Below are 20,506 nucleotides of genomic sequence, written 5' to 3'. Positions count from 1 at the left end.
ATCGGCGACGTGACGCAAAACATCCTGGCCCGCAACGGCGTCGAGCGACACCCGCTCGACGAGAGTGCGACACTGGTGCAATGTCCGCTCCCGAACGCACCGCCGGCACGGCGCCGCGCCGCGGGCGTCCCGGCTACGACAAGGCGCAGGTACTCGAGATCGCCGTCGGCCTGTTCATCGAGCAGGGGTATGACGCGACCTCGGTCGCCGACCTCGCGGCGCGCCTCGGCCTGACCAAGTCAGCGCTCTACCACCACTTCGACTCGAAGGAGCAGCTCCTCACGCTCGCCCTCGACGAGGCGCTGAGCGGGCTGGAGGGCGTGCTCGACGAACCGGAGGCGCGCACCGGCACCGCGGCCGAGCGGCTCGGCGCCGTGCTGCGCGGGGCGGTCCGCGTGCTCGTGGACCGGCTCCCCTACGTCACGCTGCTCCTGCGGGTGCGCGGCAACAGCGACGTGGAGCGTGCCGCTCTCGAGCGACGACGCGCGTTCGACCACCGCGTCACCGCACTCGTCGTGGAGGCGCAGTCCACCGGTGTGGTGCGCGACGACATCGACGGCCCGGTCGCGACGCGCCTGATCTTCGGCATGGTCAACTCGATCGTGGAGTGGTACCGCCCCGGCGGCCCCGTCGATCGAGAGCGCTTGGCCCACGACGTCGTGGCGGTCGTGCTCGACGGCATGCGCACGCGCTGAGCCGCAGCATCCGCCCCTCGCCCGCTCACGCACGAGACAAGGGATCCCGGCCGAGAAACGGGGCGATGCCCCCTGTCTCGGCCGGAATCCCTCTCTCAGGTGCCGGGCCGGTCGGATCAGGCCTTGGCGAGGCCGTAGATCGGGCTGACGGACTGCTCCGCCTCGTGGTCCGGTCCGAGCGGGATGCCCGAGCGGTCGCGCAGCAGCAGCGTCGCGAGCAGGCCGACGACGGTCATGCCGGCGAGATACCAGGTGACCGACTGGGTCGAACCGGTCGCCTGCACGAGCGCGGTCGCGATGGTCGGAGCGAACGCGCCACCGAGGATCGCGCCGATCGCGTACGAGATCGACACTCCGGAGAAGCGGATGGATGCCGGGAACAGCTCCGAGTACAGCGCCGCCTGCGGCCCGTAGGTGAAGCCGAGGCCGATCGTGAGGATCGCGAGGCCCAGGAACAGCATCCAGATGTCGCCGGTGTTCACCAGCGGGAAGAGCGTGAACACACCGACCAGCTGCAGGATCCAGCCGATGATGTACGTGTTGCGGCGACCGATCCGGTCGGACACGAAGCCCGCGGCCAGGGTCGAGAGCAGCCAGGTGACGGCGGAGCCGGTAACGGCCCACAGGACGGGACCGCGCTCGAGGCCGATCGGCCCGTCGGGGTTGGTCGAGTAGCCCTGGATGTATCCGCCGGTGGTCATGTAGCCGACGGCGTTGTTGCCCGCGAACACGAGTGCGGCGATGAGCACGAGGAGCGAGTGCTTGCGGAACAGCGTCACGATCGGCATCCGCGCCTTCTCCTTGCGGATGGCCAGCTCGGCGAACACCGGGCTCTCCTCGACGCGACGGCGGATGTAGTAGCCGACCAGGATCAGCACGATGCTGAGCAGGAACGGGATGCGCCATCCCCACACGAGGAACGCGTCGCCGGGGGCGATCATCGCCATCAGCGCCATGACGCCGGAGGCGAGCAGGAGGCCGAGCGGCACACCGATCTGCGGCGAGGCACCGAACGCGCCGCGGCGCTTCTTCGGTGCGTGCTCGACGGCCATCAGGACCGCGCCGCCCCACTCGCCGCCCGCGGACACGCCCTGCAGGATGCGCAGCAGGACGAGCAGGATCGGCGCCCAGACGCCGATGGCCTCGTACGTCGGGAGCAGGCCGATGAGCGCCGTCGCGGCACCCATGAGGATCAGCGTCCACATCAGCACGACCTTGCGGCCGTACTTGTCGCCGAAGTGACCGGCCAGGAACGCACCGAGGGGACGGAACAGGAAGCTGACACCCACGGTGGCGAAGGCGACGATCGCACTGTTGGCGCCGAGCGGCGCGAAGAACAGCTGGCCGAAGACGAGGCCCACGGCCGTCGCGTAGATGAAGAAGTCGTACCACTCGACAGTGGTGCCCACGACGGTCGCGAATACGACCCGGCGGCGGTCGGTGTGCGACGCGATGGTTCCGGTGGGGGTGAACCCGGATGGTGTTGCGGGGGACTGCGATGATGCGGACATCCTGCGGCGACTCCTCTGTCTGATGCTGACTTCGCTGTCATGGCAAGCCGCGTCGATCGAGGCTTGCCGGAATGTTGACGATCATATACGATTTCAGATACGACGCAAGAGCGAGGGAGCTCATGACTACCGAGAACACGCCAGCGGATGCCGCCATCGCCCTGCTGAACGCCGCCGATGCGCGGTACGGCGCCCTCCCGGTGCGTCCGGGCAAGATCATCGCCATCCACCTGAGCTACCGCTCACGGGCGGAGCAGCGCGGGCGCACCCCGCAGCATCCGTCGTACTTCTTCAAGCCGTCCAGCTCCGTGGCCACCACCGGCGGCACCATAGAGCGCCCCGCGGGCACCGAACTGCTCGCGTTCGAGGGCGAGATCGCTCTGGTGATCGGCGCCCCGGCACGTCGGGTCGGTATGGCCGACGCGTGGGCGCACGTCGCCTCCGTCACCGCGTCGAACGACTTCGGCCTGTACGACCTGCGCGCGAACGACAAGGGCTCCAACGTCCGCTCCAAGGGCGGCGACGGCTTCACGCCGATCGGACCGCACCTGATCGACGCCCGCACGCTCGATCCCGAGGCCCTGCGCCTGCGCACGTGGGTCAACGGCGTGCTGGTGCAGGACGACACGAGCGACGCGATGCTGTTCCCGCTCGCGCAGCTCGTCGCGGATCTGTCGCAGCACTTCACCCTCGAGACCGGCGACGTGATCCTCACCGGCACACCGGCCGGGTCCTCCGTCGTGGTTCCCGGCGACGTCGTCGAGGTCGAGGTCGACTCGCCCACGGCGCCCGGACGCCCGACCTCCGGCCGCCTGGCGACCACGGTCGTGCAGGGCGTCGACGGGTTCGATGCCACGCTCGGCTCGCTCCCCGCGGTCGACGACACGCAGCGCACCGAGGCCTGGGGCTCCGCCGAGGCCGCCGGGCTCTCGTCGGGCACCACCCCTGTCGTCGAGAGCGCGCAGGCAGTCGAAACGCCGCACGCACTCTCCCCCGCGCTCCGCGCCAAGCTCGAGGCGACGCCGGTCGCGGCCCTCTCCGGCCAGCTGCGCAAGCGCGGTCTCAACAACGTCACCATCGACGGCGTGCGGCCGACGCATCCCGAATCCAAGATGGTCGGCACGGCCCGCACGCTCCGGTTCGTCCCGAACCGCGAAGACCTGTTCGCGTCGCACGGCGGCGGTCAGAACGCGCAGAAGCGCGCGTTCGACGCGGTCGGCGTGGGCGAGATCATTGTGATCGAAGCCCGCGGCGAGGCCGGCTCGGGCACACTCGGCGACATCCTGGCGCTCCGCGCGCACGCCCGCGGAGCCGCAGGCATCGTGACCGACGGCGGAGTCCGCGACTACGACACCGTCGCCGGAGTCGACCTGCCGGTGTACTCGAAGGGCGCGCACCCCGCCGTGCTCGGCCGCAAGCACGTCCCGTGGGACGTCGATGTGACGATCGGATGCGGCGGCACGACGGTGCAGCCGGGCGACATCCTCGTCGGCGACAGCGACGGGGTCATCGTCATCCCGCCCGCCCTGGCCGAAGAGGTCGTGGACGCGGCCATCGCCCAGGAGGCGGAGGACGCCTGGATCGCCCAGCAGGTCGCGGCCGGCCACGCCATCGAAGGCCTGTTCCCGATGAACGCCGCGTGGCGTGCACGGTTCGACCAGGAGCAGTCCCCGTGACCGAGGCTGTGCTGCAGGCGGCCGATGAGGGCAGCAAGTCCGAGCGCGCCTACGAGTGGATCCGCGAGCGCATCGCGCGCCACGAGTACGGTCCCGGATTCCGGCTCGTCCTCGGTCCGATCGCCGACGGCCTGCAGATGAGCGTCGTGCCCGTCCGCGAGGCGATCCGCCGGCTCGAAGCCGAGGGCCTCGTCACCTTCGAGCGCAACGTCGGGGCCCGCGTGTCGCTCGTCGACGAGGGCGAGTACGTCGACACGATGCAGACGCTCGGCATCGTCGAAGGGGCTGCGACCGCGCTGTCGGCACCGCTGCTCACCCCCGAGGACCTCGATCGCGCGGCCGAGGTCAACAACCGGATGCTGCGACTGCTCGACGACTTCGACGCGCACATCTTCACCACCCTGAACCAGCAGTTCCACTCGGTGCTGTACGAACCGTGCCCCAACCCGCAGCTGCGCGACATGGTCTACCGCGGCTGGTCGCGGCTCTCCGGACTGCGCGACTCCACGTTCGCCTTCGTACCCGGTCGTGCACACCACTCCGTGGAGGAGCACGCCGAGATCCTCACCCTCATCCGTGAGAACGCCGACCCGCTCGAGATCGAGCTGGCCGCTCGCAACCACCGCTGGCGCACGATGGACGCGTTCACGGCTTCCCGTCAGTCGCGCGCTGCGCTGCTGCATCCCGATTCCCCCTCGCACTGACTGGAGATCCCATGACAGAGACCGCCACGGCCCCGCACATCCCGGCCGACCTGCCCACCCGCATCCAGCACTACATCGACGGCGAGTTCGTCGACTCGCTCGACGGCGACACGTTCGACGTGCTCGACCCGGTGTCGAACCAGACCTACGTGCAGGCCGCCGCCGGCAAGAAGGCCGACATCGACCGGGCCGTCGCCGCCGCGCGCCGCGCCTTCACAGACGGCCCCTGGCCGCGGATGCTGCCGCGGGAGCGCTCGCGCGTGCTGCACCGCATCGCCGACATCGTGGAGTCCCGCGATGCCCGGCTCGCTGAGCTGGAGTCCTTCGACTCCGGTCTGCCGATCACCCAGGCGCTCGGTCAGGCCCGTCGCGCCGCAGAGAACTTCCGCTTCTTCGCCGACCTGATCGTCGCGCAGGCCGATGATGCCTACAAGGTGCCCGGCCGGCAGATGAACTATGTCAACCGCAAGCCGATCGGTGTCGCCGGGCTCATCACGCCGTGGAACACGCCGTTCATGCTCGAGTCGTGGAAGCTCGGCCCCGCCCTGGCCACCGGCAACACCGTCGTGCTCAAGCCCGCCGAATTCACGCCCCTCTCGGCCTCGCTGTGGGCCGGGATCTTCGAGGAGGCCGGGCTGCCGAAGGGCGTCTTCAACCTCGTCAACGGGCTGGGCGAGGATGCCGGCGACGCGCTGGTGAAGCATCCCGATGTCCCGCTCATCTCCTTCACGGGTGAGAGCTCGACCGGTCAGCTGATCTTCGGCAACGCCGCGCCGTTCCTGAAGGGCCTCTCGATGGAGCTCGGCGGCAAGTCGCCCGCCGTCGTCTTCGCCGACGCCGACCTCGAGGCCGCGATCGACGCGACCATCTTCGGCGTGTTCTCCCTCAACGGCGAGCGCTGCACCGCGGGCAGCCGCATCCTCGTGCAGCGCGAGATCTACGACGAGTTCGTGGAACGCTACGCCGCCCAGGCCTCGCGCGTCGTCGTCGGCTACCCGCACGATCCGGCCACCGAGGTCGGCGCGCTGGTGCACCCCGAGCACTTCGCCAAGGTGATGAGCTACGTCGAGATCGGCAAGACCGAAGGTCGCCTGGTGGCCGGCGGCGGCCGTCCGGAGGGCTTCGAGACCGGCAACTTCGTCGCTCCGACGGTATTCGCCGACGTCGCCCCGGATGCCCGGATCTTCCAGGAGGAGATCTTCGGCCCCGTCGTGGCGATCACCCCGTTCGACACCGACGAAGAGGCGCTCGCCCTCGCCAACGGCGTCAGGTACGGCCTCGCCGCCTACGTCTGGACCAACGACCTGAAGCGCGCGCACAACTTCGCGCAGTCGATCGAGGCCGGCATGGTGTGGCTGAACTCGAACAACGTGCGTGACCTGCGCACCCCGTTCGGCGGGGTCAAGGCCTCGGGTCTCGGCCACGAGGGCGGCTACCGCTCGATCGACTTCTACACCGATCAGCAGGCCGTGCACATCACCCTCGGCGGCGCGCACAACCCCACCTTCGGCAAGGCCTGAGCGCGGCATCCGCCCCGAATCCACCACCCGCAAGGACGCGACATGACTCACCGTGACGAAATGACCCTCACCTCCTCCGGCTACTACGTGAGCCAGGAGGCCCCCATCCACCCCGACAATCCGGTGGCCACCCCGGCCAGCACTCCGCCCGACATCCTGCGCTGCGCGTACATGGAGATCGTCGTCACCGACCTCGCCGTGTCCCGCCAGTTCTATGTCGACATCCTCGGCCTGTATGTGACGGAAGAGGACGACGAGGCGATCTACCTCCGTTCCACCGAGGAGTTCATCCACCACAACCTCGTGCTGCGCAAGGGCCCGATCGCGGCGGTCGCGGCCTTCTCGTACCGGGTGCGATCTCCCGAGGACCTGGACCGCGCCGTCGAGTTCTACACCGAGCTGGGCTGCGAGGTCCGCCGCAACGAGAACGGGTTCGTCAAGGGCATCGGCGATTCGGTGCGCGTGGTGGACCCGCTCGGGTTCCCCTACGAGTTCTTCTATCAGGCGGACCACGTCGAGCGGATGTCGTGGCGCTACGACCTGCACGTCCCGGGCGAGCTCGTGCGCCTCGACCACTTCAACCAGGTGACCCCTGACGTGCCACGTGCCGTGAAGTTCATGCAGGATCTCGGCTTCCGCGTCACCGAGGACATCCAGGACCAGGAGGGCACCGTGTACGCCGCCTGGATGCGCCGCAAGCCCACGGTGCACGACACGGCGATGACCGGTGGCGACGGGCCTCGGATGCACCACGTGTGCTTCGCCACGCACGAGAAGCACAACATCCTCGCGATCTGCGACAAGCTCGGCGCGCTGCGCCGCTCCGACGCGATCGAGCGGGGCCCCGGCCGCCACGGCGTGTCGAACGCCTTCTACCTGTACCTGCGGGACCCGGACGGCCACCGCGTCGAGATCTACACGCAGGACTACTACACCGGGGATCCGGACAACCCGGTCGTCACGTGGGACGTGCACGACAACCAGCGCCGCGACTGGTGGGGCAACCCTGTCGTCCCGTCCTGGTACACCGAGGCATCCCTCGTCCTGGACCTGGACGGCAACCCGCAGCCGGTCGTCGCCCGCACGGACTCGTCCGAGATGGCCGTCACGATCGGCGCCGACGGCTTCTCGTACACCCGTCCGGGCGAGGACTCGATGCCCGAGTACAAGCAGGGCGAATACAAGCTCGGCCACCAGCTCTGACCCCGTCGTATCCACCGCGTCAGAAGGAGAAACGGATGCTGCACCCCGATGTGATCGCGACGATCGCGGACGAACTGGCCGAGGCCGACCGCACCCACAGCGTGATCCCCCGCATCACCGCCCGCTACCCGGACGCGACGATCGAGGATTCGTATGCGATCCAGGGTGTGTGGCGCGACAAGAACATCGCCGCCGGGCGTCGCCTCGTGGGGCGCAAGATCGGGCTCACCTCGAAGGCCATGCAGGCTGCGACCGGCATCACCGAACCGGACTACGGCGTGATGTTCGACGACACCGTCTACGAGAGCGGCGCGGAGATCCCGGTCGACCTGTTCTCCAATGTCCGCATCGAGGTCGAGCTCGCGTTCGTCCTGAAAGCGCCGCTCGAAGGACCCGACTGCACGCTCGAAGACGCCCTGCGCGCGATCGACTACGCCGTGCCCGCGCTCGAGGTGCTCAACTCGCACATCGAGCTCGAGGGACGCACCATCGTCGACACGATCTCGGACAACGCGGCCTACGGAGGAATGGTGCTCGGCGACACGCACAAGCGTCCGGACGAGATCGACCTGCGCTGGGTGCCTGCGCTGCTCTACCGCAACGGCGAGATCACCGAGACCGGCGTCGCCGCCGGCGTGCTGGACCACCCCGCGACCGGCGTCGCCTGGCTCGCGAACAAGTTCGCCCAGCACGGCGACCGCCTCGAGGCCGGCGAGATCATCCTGGCCGGATCGTTCACGCGCCCCATGTGGGTCGAGCGTGGCGACGACGTGCTGTGCGATTTCGGACCGATGGGCACCATCACCTGCCGTTTCGTCTGACGCACGGATCACCGCAAGCCGCTACGTTCTCAACAGGAGGACCCATGTCATTTCAGCTCGCCCCCACATTCCGCGAGCGCCTGGCCGAGGCATCCCGTCCCCTCGCGGGCATCTGGGTCTGCTCGGGCAGCGCGCTGGTCGCCGAGATCTGCGCGGGCGCCGGCATGGACTGGCTGCTGATCGACATGGAGCACTCCCCCAACGGGCTGGAGTCCACGCTCGCGCAGCTGCAGGCGGTCGGGGGCTCCCCGACGACCCCGCTCGTGCGCGTGCCGATCGGCGATGTCGTCACGCTCAAGCAGGTGCTCGACCTGGGCGCGCAGAACATCCTCGTGCCGATGATCTCGTCCGCCGAGGAGGCCAGTGCCGTCGTGGAGGCCGTGCGCTACCCCCCGCGCGGACGACGCGGCGTCGGCTCGGCGCTGGCCCGCTCGGCGCGCTGGAACCGTGTGGACGGCTACCTCGCCGACGCGGATCGGCACGTCTCGCTGTTCGTGCAGATCGAGACGATCGAAGGCGTGGATGCCGCGGCCGAGATCGCCGCCGTCGACGGCGTGGATGGAGTCTTCGTCGGACCGTCCGACCTCGCCGCGTCGATGGGTGTGCTGGGGCAGCAGTCGCACCCGGATGTCGTGGCCGCCGTGCACCGTGCGTTCGAGGCCGTACGCGCCGCGGGCAAGCCGGTCGGCGTGAACGCGTTCGATCCGCAGGTGGCGCAGTCCTACCTCGACGCCGGGGCATCCTTCATCCTCGTCGGTGCGGACGTCGCTCTGCTGGCACGCGGGTCCGAAGCCCTCGCGGCGCGCTGGAGCACGGGCGAGGCCTCGGGACGCGCGAGCTACTGATCCGCCGCCGCGCGCGCCGTCGAGCGGATGCCGCGTTGCACCGCCGCGCTCCGGCATGCCACTGTAGGCATCATGCGCAAGTGGGTCATCCGGTTCGTGTCGCTCCTTCTGTTCGACATCCTCGTACTGCTGCTCATCGGCTGGCTGCTGCCATCGGTGAGCGTGGGGTGGTCGGCGATCTGGGCGGGCATCCTGCTGACCGCGGCGACGCTGTGGATCAAACCGCTGATCACGAGCTGGTTCGGCGGTATGGCGGCCAAGTCCGCGCACCAGCGCACCAAGGCCGGCGAGAAGGTCGTGCAGTTCGCGCTCGTGCTGCTGGTCGCCTACATCGTGTGGGTGCTGACCGTGCTGCTGTCCGGCGTGCACGTCAACGGCTGGTTCTGGGGCTTCGTCATCCCGCCGTTCATGCTGCTGATCGCGTGGATCATCTACGACGCGATCGACGACAAGGTCGAGGCCCGCGCGGGTGCCCTGTACGACAAGGCGACCGGCGGGGTCGCTCCGGCCACCACTGCCATCCCCACGGCGCCGGCGGTGCCGACGCCCGAGACGCAGGCCGCGCAGCGCGAGCTGAACGACGGACTCACCGACGAGCAGCGCCGCATGCTGGACGAGCTCGGCAAGAGCTGACCCGCCCACCCCGGGACCAGAACGAGTCAACTGGTTGACTCAGGGCGAGTCAACTGGTTGACTTGAGCCGTGTCCGAACGCATCACCTTCACGCTCCACGAGCTCATCGCCGAACTGGACGCGTACGCCGACGATGTGCTGCGCCAGCACTACGGCGTGAGCTTCAATCACTTTCAGTTCCTCGCCGTGCTCTCCGACGTCGAGCCCGCCGACATGACCACGCTCGCGCGCTGCCTCGGCGTCACGAAGGCGGCAGTGAGCAAACGCGTGCCCGCCCTCGTGGACGAGGGGTGGATCGTCGCGACCTCCCCGGCCGGGGGCGGGCGCAGCATCCTGCTCACCCTCACCCCGAAGGGCACGGATCTGGTCCGCACGGCCGGCACCGCCCTCGAAGCGGAGTTCACCGCGATGCTCGCCGACCCTGCCCTGGACACCGATCCGATCGACGTCCCGCGCCTCAACCGCCAGCTCGTGGCGCTGACGGCGCTCGTGATGGAGAAGTCTGCGACCCGAATCGCCCGAACGAAGGAGACGACACCATGGCCTCGCCCCGCATCCTCGTCGTGATCGGCACGCCACTCGCCGGCAGCCTGAACCACGCGCTCGCCCACTCCTACGCCGACGCGGCGCGGGCCGGCGGTGCGGAGGTGCGGGTCGTCGACCTCGCCCGTGACGACGTGCCGCGGCATCCGTCCCTTCGCGACGAGCTGCGGATGCCGCGCACTGACGCCGACATGCCGCTCGCCGATGACGTCGCCGCCTACATCGACGACGTGGCGTGGGCCGACCACCTTGCGTTCTTCTTCCCGCAGTGGTGGGGGTCGTACCCCGCTGTGCTCAAGGCCTGGATCGACCGCGTGTTCGTGTCGGGCTTCGCGTTCCGTTATCGGGAGCGCGGGAGCCTGTGGGACAAGCTGCTCACGGGCCGCACCGCTCGCATCGTCATGACAATGGACTCGCCCGGCATCTGGAACGCGTGGACCTACCGCGACGCCGCCATCCGCTCGCTGAGATCCGCGACGCTGCAGTACTGCGGCATCCGGGTACGCGGTGTCACCCGCCTGGCCGAAGTGCGACACCGTACGGATGCCGATCGCACACGTTGGATCGACGGCATGGCCTCATTCGGGGCGACGGATGCCACGGCCACCCGTGCGCGCGAGCGCTCCGAGCTCGTGGGCGCCTAGCCGTCAGGCCGCCGAGCGCTCGGCGGCCTCGACGACGTTGGTCATGAGCAGCGCCACGGTCATCGGGCCGACTCCGCCGGGGTTCGGCGAGATCCAGCCGGCGACGTCCGCGACATCCGGGTGCACGTCGCCGTAGACCTTGGCCTTGCCCGTCTCGGCGTCGTGCTCGCGCGTGACGCCGACATCGAGCACTGCGGCGCCCGGCTTCACATCGGCGGCGGTGATGAGGTGCTTCACGCCCGCAGCTGCGACGATCACGTCGGCCTGGCGCAGGTACTGGCCGGCATCCACGGTGCCGGTGTGGGTGAGGGTCACGGTCGCGTTGATGTCGCGACGGGTCAGCAGCAGTCCGATCGAGCGGCCGATCGTGACACCGCGGCCGACCACCACGACGTGCTTGCCCTTGAGGTCGTAGCCGTTGCGCAGCAGCAGCTCGATGACCCCGCGCGGGGTGCACGGCAGCGGCGACGTGATCGGCGAGTTCACGTTGAGCACGAGACGACCGAGGTTGGTCGGGTGCAGGCCGTCGGCGTCCTTGTCGGGATCGATCCGCTCGAGGATCGCGTCGGTGTCGATGTGCTTCGGCAGCGGCAGCTGGACGATGTATCCGTGGCAGCTCGGGTCGGCGTTCAGCTCGTCGATCAGCGCCTCGACCTGCTCCTGGGTCGCGTCGGCCGGCAGCTCGCGCTGGATCGAGTTCATCCCGATCGCCTCGGACTGCCGGTGCTTCATCCCCACGTACAGCTGCGAGGCCGGGTCCGCTCCGACCAACACCGTCGCGATGCCGGGAATGATCCCGCGCTCGGCGAGCGCCGCTACGCGGGCCTTCAGTTCGTCCTTGATCGCGGCCGCCGTGGCGACCCCATCCAGCTTCTGCGCCGGCATCCGGTCTTCCTCTCGTCGTTGCATCGCGGACCGCACCGCGGCGCGGTCCTCACATCACTATGCCCGTAGGTATGCGTTCGGGGCAACAGTTGCCCACTCCGCGAGACTGCACCCGGTGGTCGAGACGGTGGGTGAAACCCACAGTCTCGACGCGCCGTTGCAGTCTCGCGGAGAACGGCAGGCGCTACTGCGCCAGGCCAGGGTAGAGCGGGAAGGCCGCCGCCAGAACCGCCACACGTGCACGCAGAGCCTGCACATCGGCGTCGGGCAGCAGCGCGAGCGCGATGATGTCGGCCACCTCGGCGAATTCGGCGTCGCCGAAGCCGCGGGTCGCGAGCGCCGGGGTGCCGATACGCAGACCCGAGGTCACCATCGGCGGACGCGGGTCGTTCGGCACCGAGTTGCGGTTGACCGTGATGTGGATCTCGTGCAGCAGGTCTTCGGCCTGCTTGCCGTCGATCGCCGCGTCGCGCAGATCGACCAGTACGAGGTGCACGTCGGTGCCGCCGGAGCGCAGCGTGATGCCGGCCGCGGCCACATCCGGCTGCGTGAGGCGCTCGGCCAGCAGGTGCGCGCCGCGCAGGGTGCGCTCCTGACGGTCGCGGAACTCGGGGGTCGCGGCGAGCTTGAACGCGGTCGCCTTGGCGGCGATGACGTGCATCAGCGGGCCACCCTGCTGACCCGGGAAGACCGCGGTGTTGATCTTCTTGGCGAGCTCGGCGTCGTTGGTGAGGATGAAGCCCGAGCGGGGGCCGCCGATGGTCTTGTGCACGGTCGAGGAGACGACGTGCGCGTGCGGCACCGGGTTGGGATGCACGCCTGCGGCGACGAGTCCCGCGAAGTGCGCCATGTCGACCCAGAGCAGCGCGCCGACCTCGTCGGCGATCGCACGGAAGGCGGCGAAGTCCAGGTGGCGCGGGTAGGCGGACCAGCCGGCGATGATGACCTTCGGCTTGTGCTCGAGCGCGAGGCGACGCACCTCGTCCATGTCGATGAGCGAGGTCTCGGCGTCGACGCCGTACGCGACGATGTTGTACAGCCGGCCGGAGAAGTTGATCTTCATGCCGTGCGTGAGGTGGCCGCCCTGGTCGAGCGACAGGCCGAGCAGCGTATCGCCGGGGCGCGCGATCGCGTGCAGGACCGCCGCGTTGGCAGTGGCACCCGAGTGCGGCTGGACGTTGGCGAACTCCGCGCCGAACAGCGACTTGGCGCGCGAGATCGCGAGCTCTTCGGCGACGTCCACCTCTTCGCAGCCGCCGTAGTAGCGGCGGCCGGGGTAGCCCTCGGCGTACTTGTTCGTCAGCACCGAGCCCTGCGACTGCAGCACGGAGACCGGAACGAAGTTCTCGGAGGCGATCATCTCGAGGTAGCCGCGCTGACGGTCGAGCTCACGCTCGAGCACCGCAGCGATCTCGGGGTCAACCTCGGAAAGCGGGGCATTGAAGTACGGATCTGTCATGGCAGGTCTCCTGACGACGGCTCGGATAAAGATGGTCCGCATCGGCCCAGGCGTGCGGTCGAATGCCGTGTCGGTCGCTCCCCGGTGGTAACCACCTCAACGCCAGTCGCGACATCCCGAGCATAACGGATGTCGCCGCCGGCGCCGCGTCGATTTCACAGCCGCACAGACTTTTCCTCGCTCTGCGCCGACCCCGCTGTTAGGCTGGGACTCCTATTTGTTAGGGTCCTTTACATGAACCATCGCCGACGATGGATCACGCTCGCGGGCGCGATCGCGCTCGCGGTGGTTGTCGCGGGATGCGCTCCCGCCCACCCGAATGGAGAGTCCGTGCCTCGCATCGCCCTCGTCCCTGCTCCCGCCGCCTTGACCGTGGAGGAGGCGGCCCCCGCGTTCCGCGTCGAGCCGACCACCGCGATCGCGGGAGACACGGATGCCGCGACCGCTCTCGCGGCGATCGTCGCGGCCCGCACGGGAGTGGCGCCGGCGATCGACTCCGACGGCGCGGTCAGCTTCCGCCGTGAGGCCGGCGGCGCGGCGGAGTCGTACACGCTGACCGTGGATGCGGCATCTGTCACCGTCGTCGCACCCGATGACGCCGGTCTCTTCTACGGCGCACAGACCCTGGGGCAGCTCCTGACCCGCGACGGCGATGACTGGGTCATCCCGGCCGTGACGATCCAGGATGCGCCGCGCTTCGCCTACCGCGGGGTGATGCTCGACGTCGCACGGCATTTCCACTCCGTCGACACGGTGAAGGCCTACATCGACCGCGCCGCCGCGCTGAAGATGAACGCCCTGCACCTGCACCTGACCGACGACCAGGCGTGGCGCCTGCAGCTGGACTCGCGCCCGCGCCTGACCGAAGTCGCCTCGGGCATCTCGGTGGGCGGCGACCCCGGCGGCTTCTACACGAAGGACGACTACCGCGAGATCGTCGCGTACGCCGCGTCGCGCCACATGATCGTCGTGCCGGAGATCGACGTCCCCGGCCACACGCACGCGGTCGGACTCGCCTACCCCGAGCTCGTCGAGCCCCCCGTCCTCTCCGACCACATCCGGGAGATCGCGCGCGACTACGGTGGCGAGCTCCCCACTGCGGGCGTCCCGTACGACGGCATGGCCGTCGGGTTCTCGTCGCTGAAGATCCACGACGAGGCGACCTACGACTTCCTCGCCGACGTGTTCGGCGAGCTCACCGCACTGACCCCCGGTCCGTACCTGCACGTCGGCGGCGACGAGGCTCTCGGCACCTCGCCGGAGGACTTCGCGGAGTTCATGACGCGCGCGACCGCGATCGTCGCCGACCTCGGCAAGATCCCGGTGGCGTGGCACGAGGCAGGTGCCGCCGCCGACATCGCCGACACGACGATCGGCCAGTACTGGGGCTTCACGACGCCCACGAACGGCATGGACGACCGTGCCCGCGCCTTCGTCAGCAACGGCGCGCAGCTGATCCTGTCGCCCTCCGACGCCATCTACCTCGACATGAAGTACGACGAGTCCTCTCCGCTCGGGCTGACGTGGGCCAACGGTCCGACCAGCGTCGAGCGCGCCTACTCGTGGGAGCCGGGCGCCGTGATCGACGGGATCGAGGACGCCGACATCCTCGGGGTCGAGGCGCCGATGTGGACCGAGACCATCGCCACGCTCGAGGACATCGACACCATGGCGTTCCCGCGCATCGCGGCCGCCGCGGAGGCGGCGTGGTCGCCCGCTCCGGCCGACAGCCCGCTGCGCACCTGGGAGTCCTTCCGCGATCGTGTCGGCGGCCTGGCTCCCCTGTGGACGAGCCAGGGGATCGACTTCTTCCGTTCGCCCGAGATCGAGTGGTCCGACCGGTGAGCCTGGTCGTCCACTCCGCGCGCCTGGTCGATGACGGGCGCATCGTCGAGGACGCCTGGGTGCGCTTCGACGGCGAGCACGTCGTGGCGGCCGGAGTGGGCGACGGATGGCGCGGCATGGCCACTGACGAGATCGTCGACGCCGTCGCCACCGCGGGAGCGGGCGCGCTGCTGACCCCCGGAATGATCGACATCCACGGACACGGTGGTGCCGGCGTCGCCTACGACGACGGCCCCGAGGCGATCCGGCAGGCGCGCGCGCTCCATCGCGCGCACGGCACGACTCGCGCCGTCCTCTCGCTCGTGACCGCGGACCTCGACGCACTCGAGCGGCGCACCGCGATGGTCGCCGATCTCGTGGACAGCGACCCCGACATCCTCGGCTCGCATCTGGAAGGGCCGTTCCTGGCCCCCGCCCGCAAGGGCGCACACGATGAGACCCTGCTGGTCCATCCGGCAGCGAGCGCCGTGGAACGCCTCCTCGAGGCCGGCCGCGGCACCGTGCGCCAGGTGACGCTCGCCCCCGAACTGCCCGGCGGGATGGAGGCGATCGCCCTGCTGCGCGCCGCCGGCTCGGCGGCAGCCGTCGGTCACACGACGGCGGATGCCGCGACCACCGCGGCGGCGTTCGATGCGGGCGCCACGATCCTGACGCACGCGTTCAACGCCATGCCGGGACTCGGACACCGGGAGCCCGGTCCCGTCGGGGCCGCCGCATCCGACCCCCGAGTGACGCTGGAGATCATCGCCGACGGGGTGCACGTGCACCCCGAGGTGATCCGGATCGCCTTCGCCGCGGCGCCCGGGCGCATCGCCCTCGTGACCGACGCGATGGCGGCGGCGGGAGTCGGCGACGGGCACTACCTGCTGGGTTCGCTCTCGGTCGACGTGCACGACGGCGTCGCGCGCCTCTCCGAGGGCGGCGCGATCGCGGGATCGACGCTCACACAGGATGCCGCGCTGCGCACAGCCGTGGCGGCGGGCGTGCCGTTGGAGTGCGCAGTGCACGCGCTCACGACGGCTCCCGCCCGCGCGATCGGACGCGTCGCGGACCTCGGCGCACTGACACCCGGATATCTGGCCGACGCGGTCCTGTGGGACGCCGACTTGCAGGTGCGACGCGTCTGGACCGCCGGCCGGGAGTGAGCGAGCGGCCGCTGCTCCCCCAAGGCGCAGCGGCCGCATCCCCCCCGGCTCGAGAAACGGTTGTGGAGAGTCCCTCCCCCGAGGCACTCTCCACACCGCCCACCCGCGTCGCGCTGGTTTCCCCGCGCGATGCCGGCACCGCCGGCCCTAGCCCCCCAGGGCCTGCGGCGTTTGTTTCTCACGTATGAGATGCAGCCCGAGCGGTTCTATTACGCGAGTCGGCAGAATCTTTTCGAGAATCTTTTCGACGAGGCGATCGCACCGCTCAAGGCACTCCCCCAGGCGTTCGCGCCAGAATGAGGGAAGACGCGTAATAAAGACCGCATTGCCGCGTCTCTTCGGGTGAGCAGCCTCTGCGCGCGCCCAGATCCAGGACACACCGATGACCGAGCACGACACACCCGACGCGATCGGCGACACCGCCGACGCGGAACTCGTGCTGCGCACCCGCTCCGGCGACAGCACGGCATTCGGCGAGCTGTGGCGCCGGCACTATCGCTCCGGACTCACCGTCGCCCGCTCCGTCACGTCGTCGATCGATGCCGACGACCTCGTGCAGGAGGCGTACGCCCGCATCTACCAGTCGATCCTCAAAGGCGGCGGCCCGACGACCGCGTTCCGTGCGTACCTGTTCACCAGCATCCGCAACACGGCCGCAGGGTGGGGCCGCGCACGCCGCGAAGTGCCGGTCGACGAGCTCGAGAACGTCGAGGACCCGGCCACCAGCGAGCAGCACACTGCCGATGCGTTGGACCGCAGCCTGACCCACCAGGCGTTCCGCAGCCTTCCGACCCGCTGGCAGGAAGTGCTCTGGTACACCGAGATCGAGCAGATGAAGCCGGCCGAAGTCGGCCCGCTGCTCGGGTTGAAGGCCACGGCCGTCGCGCAGTTAGCGTTCCGTGCCCGCGAGGGCCTGCGCGAGGCCTGGATCCAGGCCCACCTGCGCACTCTGGCGGACGGTTCGGACTGCCAGTGGACCATCGAGCGACTCGGCGCCTACTCGCGCAACAATCTCGGTACGCGCGACAAGGTCAAGCTCGAAGAACACCTCGCCGACTGCGCCCGTTGCTCGATCGTCGCCGCCGAGGCCAAGCACGTCTCCGGTCGACTCGCGCTCGTGCTCCTGCCGCTCACGGTGGGCATCACCGGCGCGGCCGCCTACCTGGCCTCCATCCAGGGCGGTGGCGCACCCCTGGTCGCCGTCGCGGCGATGCCCTCCACGATCATGGAAGGCGCTGTCACTGTCACGGGTGGCGCCGGGTCGGCCGGCCTCGTGACCACCGGAGCCGCAACCGGGTCCGCCACCGGCTTCGGCTCGACCGCCGGCGGTTCGACTGCGGGCGGCGGAGCAGGAGCTGCTGCGGGAGGTGCGGCCGGCACTGGAACCGCAGCGGGCGGAACCGCGGCGGCGGGTGCCGCAGCGGCAGGTACGGCCGCAACCGCGGGTGCGCTCTCCGGCGTCGGAGCCATGGTGGGCCTGGTCGCCGCGGGTGTCGTCCTGGTCGGCGCCGTCGTCGCCGGCGCGGTCGTGCTTCCGTCGATCGTGTCTCCCGAGGTCGCCGCCGGGACCCCGGTCGAAACCGTCGCGGAGCAGCAAGATCTCGCAAAGACGCAGGATGCTCCGGAGCAGGCCGCGCCGGTCCCCTCGCCGTCGCCGAGCGATATCCCGGTGCTCGCGCCTGTCGCCGAGCCGGACCCGCCCGTTGAGGAGGCCGCGCCTCCCGCCGCGGTCACGCCGCCGCCCGCGGCGGTCGTCCCCCCGGTGACGGTCGATCCCGGTCCTGTCGACCCCGGCCCCGTGGACCCGGTCGACCCCGTCGATCCCGTGGACCCCGTCGATCCCGTGGATCCCGTAGATCCCGTAGATCCTGTCGACCCGGTCGACCCTGTGGACCCGGTCGATCCCGTCGACCCGGCACTCCCGGCCGGCGCTCCCGTCATCGTCGGCAGCGAGCGCGAGCCCGGCTCGCTCGTCTTCTCCGTGCTCGTCTCCGGCGAACCCGGCGCGACAGTCCAGGCCCTCATCAACGGGCAGATGCACACCAGCAGCCTGGTCAACGACTCCGGATCGGCGACGATCGTCCTGCGTCCCACCGCGTTGGAGGCGCTTCTCGATGCCCGAGTCGACCTGCGGTACGTGGCCGGAGACCTCACCGGCGAATCGACGATCACCTCCCTCTGGCGATTCTTCGGCTGACCCCCGCGCGTAGACTGGAGGGCATGTCGGAGACTCCTCGCGTGACGCCCACGCCCCCGGCCGAACCACAGCCCGCGGGCACGCGTCCGGCCCTGTCGGCGATCGACATCCTCGCCTTCCTGTGCGAGCTGTTCGCGTTCGCGACCCTCGCCTTCTGGGGCTTCTCGGCCTGGCCGCTGCCCTGGAACATCGTCGCCGGCATCGGCGCCCCGGTGATCGCGATCCTGCTGTGGGCGCTGTTCGTCTCCCCCCGCGCTGTGCTGGCCGTGCACCCGTTCGTGCGTGCCGTCGTCGAGCTGCTCGTCTACGCCGCCGCGACGATCGCCTGGTGGAGCATGGGACAGGCCTGGATCGGCCTCGGCTTCGCGGTGATCGCCGTCACGGTCGGCGTGCTGGCCGGACGCCGACGCTTCACGTGACCGACGAGAGCGTCGTCCGGCGTCTGCGCGACGCCCTCGGCGATCGAGTCGACACCCGCACGGACGTGCTCGAGGACGCCCGCGCCGACAAGTCCGGCCACGCGTCCGCCGGTGTCCCCCTCGCAATCGTGCACGCGGCATCCGTCGCCGATGTCCAGGCCACGATGCGCATCGCCACCGAGACGCGCACCCCGGTCGTGACCCGCGGCGCGGGCACCGGGCTGGCCGGCGGCGCGAACGCGGGGCGCGGCGAGATCGTGCTGTCGACCCTCGGGATGGCCCGCATCCTCGAAGTGCGTCCGGACGACCTGCTGGCCGTCGTGGAGCCGGGCATCCTCAACGCCGATCTCAACGACGCCCTCGCCGAGCACGGCGTGTGGTGGGCGCCCGACCCTGCGAGCCGCGCCATCGCCACGGTGGGCGGCAACATCGCCACCGGCGCCGGCGGCCTCCTCTGCGCGAAGTACGGAGTCGTGCGCGACGCCGTCCTCGGTGTGGACCTGGTCCTGGCCGACGGCCGCCTCGTGCACCTGGGGCACCGCAGCGTCAAGGGTGTGACCGGCCTCGATCTGACCTCGCTCGTGATCGGCTCCGAGGGCATCCTCGGCGTCATCGTCGGAGCGACCCTGAAGCTGCGTCGACTCGTGCCGGGCGCCGTGCACACGATCGCGGCGACCTTCGCCGACGTGCGGACCGCGGCCGCGGCATCCGCCGCCGTGACCGCCTCCGGTGCGCAGCCCGCGATCATGGAGCTGATGGATGCCGCGTCCCTCGCGGCCGTGCACGCGCTTCTCGAGCTCGATCCGCCGACGCCCGGAGCCGCACAGCTCACGATCCAGACCGACGGTCCCGCCGCCGCTGCGGAGGCGAAGGCGATCGCCGCCGTGCTGCACGAGACCGGCGGCGCCGTCGCCCTGGCTGCGGACGAGGTCGAGGGCGAGCACCTCCTGTCGATCCGCCGGTCGATGCACCCCGCGATGGAGACGCTCGGGATGACGTTGATCGAAGACGTCGCCGTCCCGCGCAGCGCGCTGCCCGCGATGTTCGACGAGATCGCGCGCATCGAGCGCGAGTACGGCATCGTCATCCCCACGGTCGCGCATGCCGGCGACGGCAATCTGCACCCCAACTTCGTCTTCGAGGGACCGGACGTTCCGCCGCACATCTGGGATGCTGCGGATGCACTGTTCCGCGCCGCTCTCGCGCTCGGCGGCACCCTGACCGGCGAACACGGCATCGGCGTGCTGAAGCGGCGCTGGCTGGCCGACGAGCTCGGCGACGATCAGTGGACGCTGCAGCGCGACATCGCCCGGGTCTTCGACCCGCTCGGCCTGCTCAACCCCGGCAAGGTCTTCGCGCCGTGACCCACGTCATCCACGTCTCGGCCGCGCTCATCGTGGATGCGGCGGACCGTGTGCTGCTGGTGCGCAAGGCCGGCACCGACGCGTTCATGCAGCCGGGCGGCAAGCCCGAGCCGGGAGAGGATGCCGCGACCGCCCTCGTGCGGGAGCTCGCCGAGGAGATCGGCGTCACGGTGTCGGTCGCGCAGCTGCGCCCGCTCGGCAGGTTCACCGCCGCGGCCGCCAACGAGCCGGGCCACAGCATCGTCGCGGAGGTCTTCGCGATCGACGACACCGGCCTCGTCCCGGTGCGCGGAGCCGAGATCGAGGAACTGCTCTGGCTGACGCCGGCCGCGGCATCCGCTCTACCCCTCGCGCCGCTGACGCGCGAGCACCTGCTCCCGCTCGTCTGGGACTGATA

The 20,506-nt window shown here is 70.1% G+C and carries 19 protein-coding genes and 1 riboswitch; of the genes, 16 read left to right on the top strand and 3 right to left on the bottom strand.

All coding sequences use genetic code 11. The features are described from left to right. Positions 1–80: 80 nt before the first annotated feature. Positions 81–695: a TetR/AcrR family transcriptional regulator gene (locus tag ASD65_RS16640; protein ID WP_056225273.1), complete on the top strand. Its 615-nt coding sequence runs from the start codon at positions 81–83 to the stop codon at positions 693–695. Positions 696–811: 116 nt separating this feature from the next. Here ASD65_RS16640 and ASD65_RS16635 read toward each other — a convergent pair whose 3' ends face one another. Further along, positions 812–2,206 (bottom strand): MFS transporter, encoded by a 1,395-nt coding sequence (locus tag ASD65_RS16635; protein ID WP_056225270.1) that lies wholly within the window; start codon positions 2,204–2,206, stop codon positions 812–814. Positions 2,207–2,328: 122 nt separating this feature from the next. Here ASD65_RS16635 and ASD65_RS16630 point away from each other — a divergent pair, with 122 nt between their 5' ends. The 9 genes from ASD65_RS16630 (at position 2,329) to ASD65_RS16590 (ending at position 10,795) form a co-directional block, all read left to right on the top strand. Further along, complete coding sequence (locus ASD65_RS16630; protein ID WP_056225267.1) at positions 2,329–3,882, top strand: fumarylacetoacetate hydrolase family protein; 1,554 nt, start codon at positions 2,329–2,331, stop codon at positions 3,880–3,882. Beyond that, on the top strand, positions 3,879–4,586 hold the full coding sequence (locus ASD65_RS16625) for a GntR family transcriptional regulator (protein WP_056225264.1): 708 nt from the start codon (positions 3,879–3,881) through the stop codon (positions 4,584–4,586). The genes ASD65_RS16630 and ASD65_RS16625 overlap by 4 nt, the downstream gene beginning before the upstream one ends. 11 nt (positions 4,587–4,597) lie before the next feature. Further along, positions 4,598–6,106 (top strand): 5-carboxymethyl-2-hydroxymuconate semialdehyde dehydrogenase, encoded by a 1,509-nt coding sequence (gene hpaE / locus ASD65_RS16620; protein WP_056225261.1) that lies wholly within the window; start codon positions 4,598–4,600, stop codon positions 6,104–6,106. A 42-nt stretch (positions 6,107–6,148) separates the two neighbouring features. Further along, a complete protein-coding gene (gene hpaD / locus ASD65_RS16615; RefSeq protein WP_056225258.1) occupies positions 6,149–7,309 on the top strand; it encodes a 3,4-dihydroxyphenylacetate 2,3-dioxygenase in 1,161 nt (386 codons plus the stop codon). Between the two features lie 35 nt (positions 7,310–7,344). Beyond that, the gene (locus ASD65_RS16610) at positions 7,345–8,130 is read left to right on the top strand and encodes a 2-keto-4-pentenoate hydratase (protein ID WP_056225255.1); all 786 of its coding nucleotides are present in this window, start codon (positions 7,345–7,347) and stop codon (positions 8,128–8,130) included. 44 nt (positions 8,131–8,174) lie between these two features. Continuing rightward, complete coding sequence (locus tag ASD65_RS16605) at positions 8,175–8,975, top strand: HpcH/HpaI aldolase family protein (RefSeq protein ID WP_056225253.1); 801 nt, start codon at positions 8,175–8,177, stop codon at positions 8,973–8,975. Positions 8,976–9,047: 72 nt separating this feature from the next. After that, positions 9,048–9,608 (top strand): hypothetical protein, encoded by a 561-nt coding sequence (locus ASD65_RS16600; RefSeq protein ID WP_056226356.1) that lies wholly within the window; start codon positions 9,048–9,050, stop codon positions 9,606–9,608. 69 nt (positions 9,609–9,677) lie between these two features. After that, positions 9,678–10,175: a MarR family winged helix-turn-helix transcriptional regulator gene (locus tag ASD65_RS16595; protein WP_056225250.1), complete on the top strand. Its 498-nt coding sequence runs from the start codon at positions 9,678–9,680 to the stop codon at positions 10,173–10,175. Then, the gene (locus tag ASD65_RS16590) at positions 10,148–10,795 is read left to right on the top strand and encodes an NAD(P)H-dependent oxidoreductase (protein WP_082561955.1); all 648 of its coding nucleotides are present in this window, start codon (positions 10,148–10,150) and stop codon (positions 10,793–10,795) included. Before ASD65_RS16595 ends, ASD65_RS16590 begins: the two co-directional genes overlap by 28 nt. Before the next feature lie 3 nt (positions 10,796–10,798). Here the strand turns inward: ASD65_RS16590 and ASD65_RS16585 are convergent, their stop codons facing one another. Together ASD65_RS16585 and glyA are read right to left on the bottom strand one after the other, a co-directional pair. Next, positions 10,799–11,680, bottom strand: coding sequence for a bifunctional methylenetetrahydrofolate dehydrogenase/methenyltetrahydrofolate cyclohydrolase (locus tag ASD65_RS16585; RefSeq protein ID WP_056225246.1), 882 nt, complete (start codon positions 11,678–11,680; stop codon positions 10,799–10,801). Positions 11,681–11,864: 184 nt separating this feature from the next. Further along, a complete protein-coding gene (glyA, locus tag ASD65_RS16580; RefSeq protein WP_056225243.1) occupies positions 11,865–13,139 on the bottom strand; it encodes a serine hydroxymethyltransferase in 1,275 nt (424 codons plus the stop codon). A 37-nt stretch (positions 13,140–13,176) separates the two neighbouring features. Beyond that, a riboswitch (ZMP/ZTP riboswitch) is annotated at positions 13,177–13,259 on the bottom strand. A gap of 114 nt (positions 13,260–13,373) precedes the next feature. Here glyA and ASD65_RS16575 point away from each other — a divergent pair. From ASD65_RS16575 to ASD65_RS16550, 6 genes are all read left to right on the top strand, one after another. After that, positions 13,374–14,984: a family 20 glycosylhydrolase gene (locus ASD65_RS16575; RefSeq protein WP_082561954.1), complete on the top strand. Its 1,611-nt coding sequence runs from the start codon at positions 13,374–13,376 to the stop codon at positions 14,982–14,984. Continuing rightward, on the top strand, positions 14,981–16,129 hold the full coding sequence (locus ASD65_RS16570; protein ID WP_056225240.1) for an N-acetylglucosamine-6-phosphate deacetylase: 1,149 nt from the start codon (positions 14,981–14,983) through the stop codon (positions 16,127–16,129). Before ASD65_RS16575 ends, ASD65_RS16570 begins: the two co-directional genes overlap by 4 nt. 382 nt (positions 16,130–16,511) lie before the next feature. Continuing rightward, entirely contained in the window at positions 16,512–18,326 is a 1,815-nt protein-coding gene (locus ASD65_RS16565; RefSeq protein ID WP_056225237.1) for a sigma-70 family RNA polymerase sigma factor, read from the top strand. Positions 18,327–18,349: 23 nt separating this feature from the next. Continuing rightward, positions 18,350–18,745, top strand: coding sequence for a YrdB family protein (locus tag ASD65_RS16560; protein ID WP_056225234.1), 396 nt, complete (start codon positions 18,350–18,352; stop codon positions 18,743–18,745). Further along, positions 18,742–20,109, top strand: a complete 1,368-nt coding sequence (locus ASD65_RS16555) for an FAD-binding oxidoreductase (RefSeq protein ID WP_056225231.1) — start codon at positions 18,742–18,744, stop codon at positions 20,107–20,109. Before ASD65_RS16560 ends, ASD65_RS16555 begins: the two co-directional genes overlap by 4 nt. Next, positions 20,106–20,504, top strand: coding sequence for an NUDIX hydrolase (locus ASD65_RS16550; RefSeq protein WP_056225227.1), 399 nt, complete (start codon positions 20,106–20,108; stop codon positions 20,502–20,504). The genes ASD65_RS16555 and ASD65_RS16550 overlap by 4 nt, the downstream gene beginning before the upstream one ends. Positions 20,505–20,506 lie beyond the last annotated feature (2 nt).

The sequence above is a fragment of the Microbacterium sp. Root61 genome (genome assembly GCF_001427525.1).
Taxonomy (GTDB): Bacteria; Actinomycetota; Actinomycetes; order Actinomycetales; family Microbacteriaceae; genus Microbacterium.
The sequence above is the reverse complement of the archived record's forward strand: the minus strand, read 5'-3'. Positions and strand labels throughout refer to the sequence as shown.

Coding starts and splice junctions, on each gene's coding strand:
- ASD65_RS16640 (WP_056225273.1), top strand. CDS start 81: ATGTCCGCTCCCGAACGCACCGCCGGCACGGCGCCGCGCCGCGGGCGT.
- ASD65_RS16635 (WP_056225270.1), bottom strand. CDS start 2,206: ATGTCCGCATCATCGCAGTCCCCCGCAACACCATCCGGGTTCACCCCC.
- ASD65_RS16630 (WP_056225267.1), top strand. CDS start 2,329: ATGACTACCGAGAACACGCCAGCGGATGCCGCCATCGCCCTGCTGAAC.
- hpaE (WP_056225261.1), top strand. CDS start 4,598: ATGACAGAGACCGCCACGGCCCCGCACATCCCGGCCGACCTGCCCACC.
- hpaD (WP_056225258.1), top strand. CDS start 6,149: ATGACTCACCGTGACGAAATGACCCTCACCTCCTCCGGCTACTACGTG.
- ASD65_RS16610 (WP_056225255.1), top strand. CDS start 7,345: ATGCTGCACCCCGATGTGATCGCGACGATCGCGGACGAACTGGCCGAG.
- ASD65_RS16605 (WP_056225253.1), top strand. CDS start 8,175: ATGTCATTTCAGCTCGCCCCCACATTCCGCGAGCGCCTGGCCGAGGCA.
- ASD65_RS16600 (WP_056226356.1), top strand. CDS start 9,048: ATGCGCAAGTGGGTCATCCGGTTCGTGTCGCTCCTTCTGTTCGACATC.
- ASD65_RS16590 (WP_082561955.1), top strand. CDS start 10,148: ATGGCCTCGCCCCGCATCCTCGTCGTGATCGGCACGCCACTCGCCGGC.
- ASD65_RS16585 (WP_056225246.1), bottom strand. CDS start 11,680: ATGCCGGCGCAGAAGCTGGATGGGGTCGCCACGGCGGCCGCGATCAAG.
- glyA (WP_056225243.1), bottom strand. CDS start 13,139: ATGACAGATCCGTACTTCAATGCCCCGCTTTCCGAGGTTGACCCCGAG.
- ASD65_RS16575 (WP_082561954.1), top strand. CDS start 13,374: ATGAACCATCGCCGACGATGGATCACGCTCGCGGGCGCGATCGCGCTC.
- ASD65_RS16565 (WP_056225237.1), top strand. CDS start 16,512: ATGACCGAGCACGACACACCCGACGCGATCGGCGACACCGCCGACGCG.
- ASD65_RS16560 (WP_056225234.1), top strand. CDS start 18,350: ATGTCGGAGACTCCTCGCGTGACGCCCACGCCCCCGGCCGAACCACAG.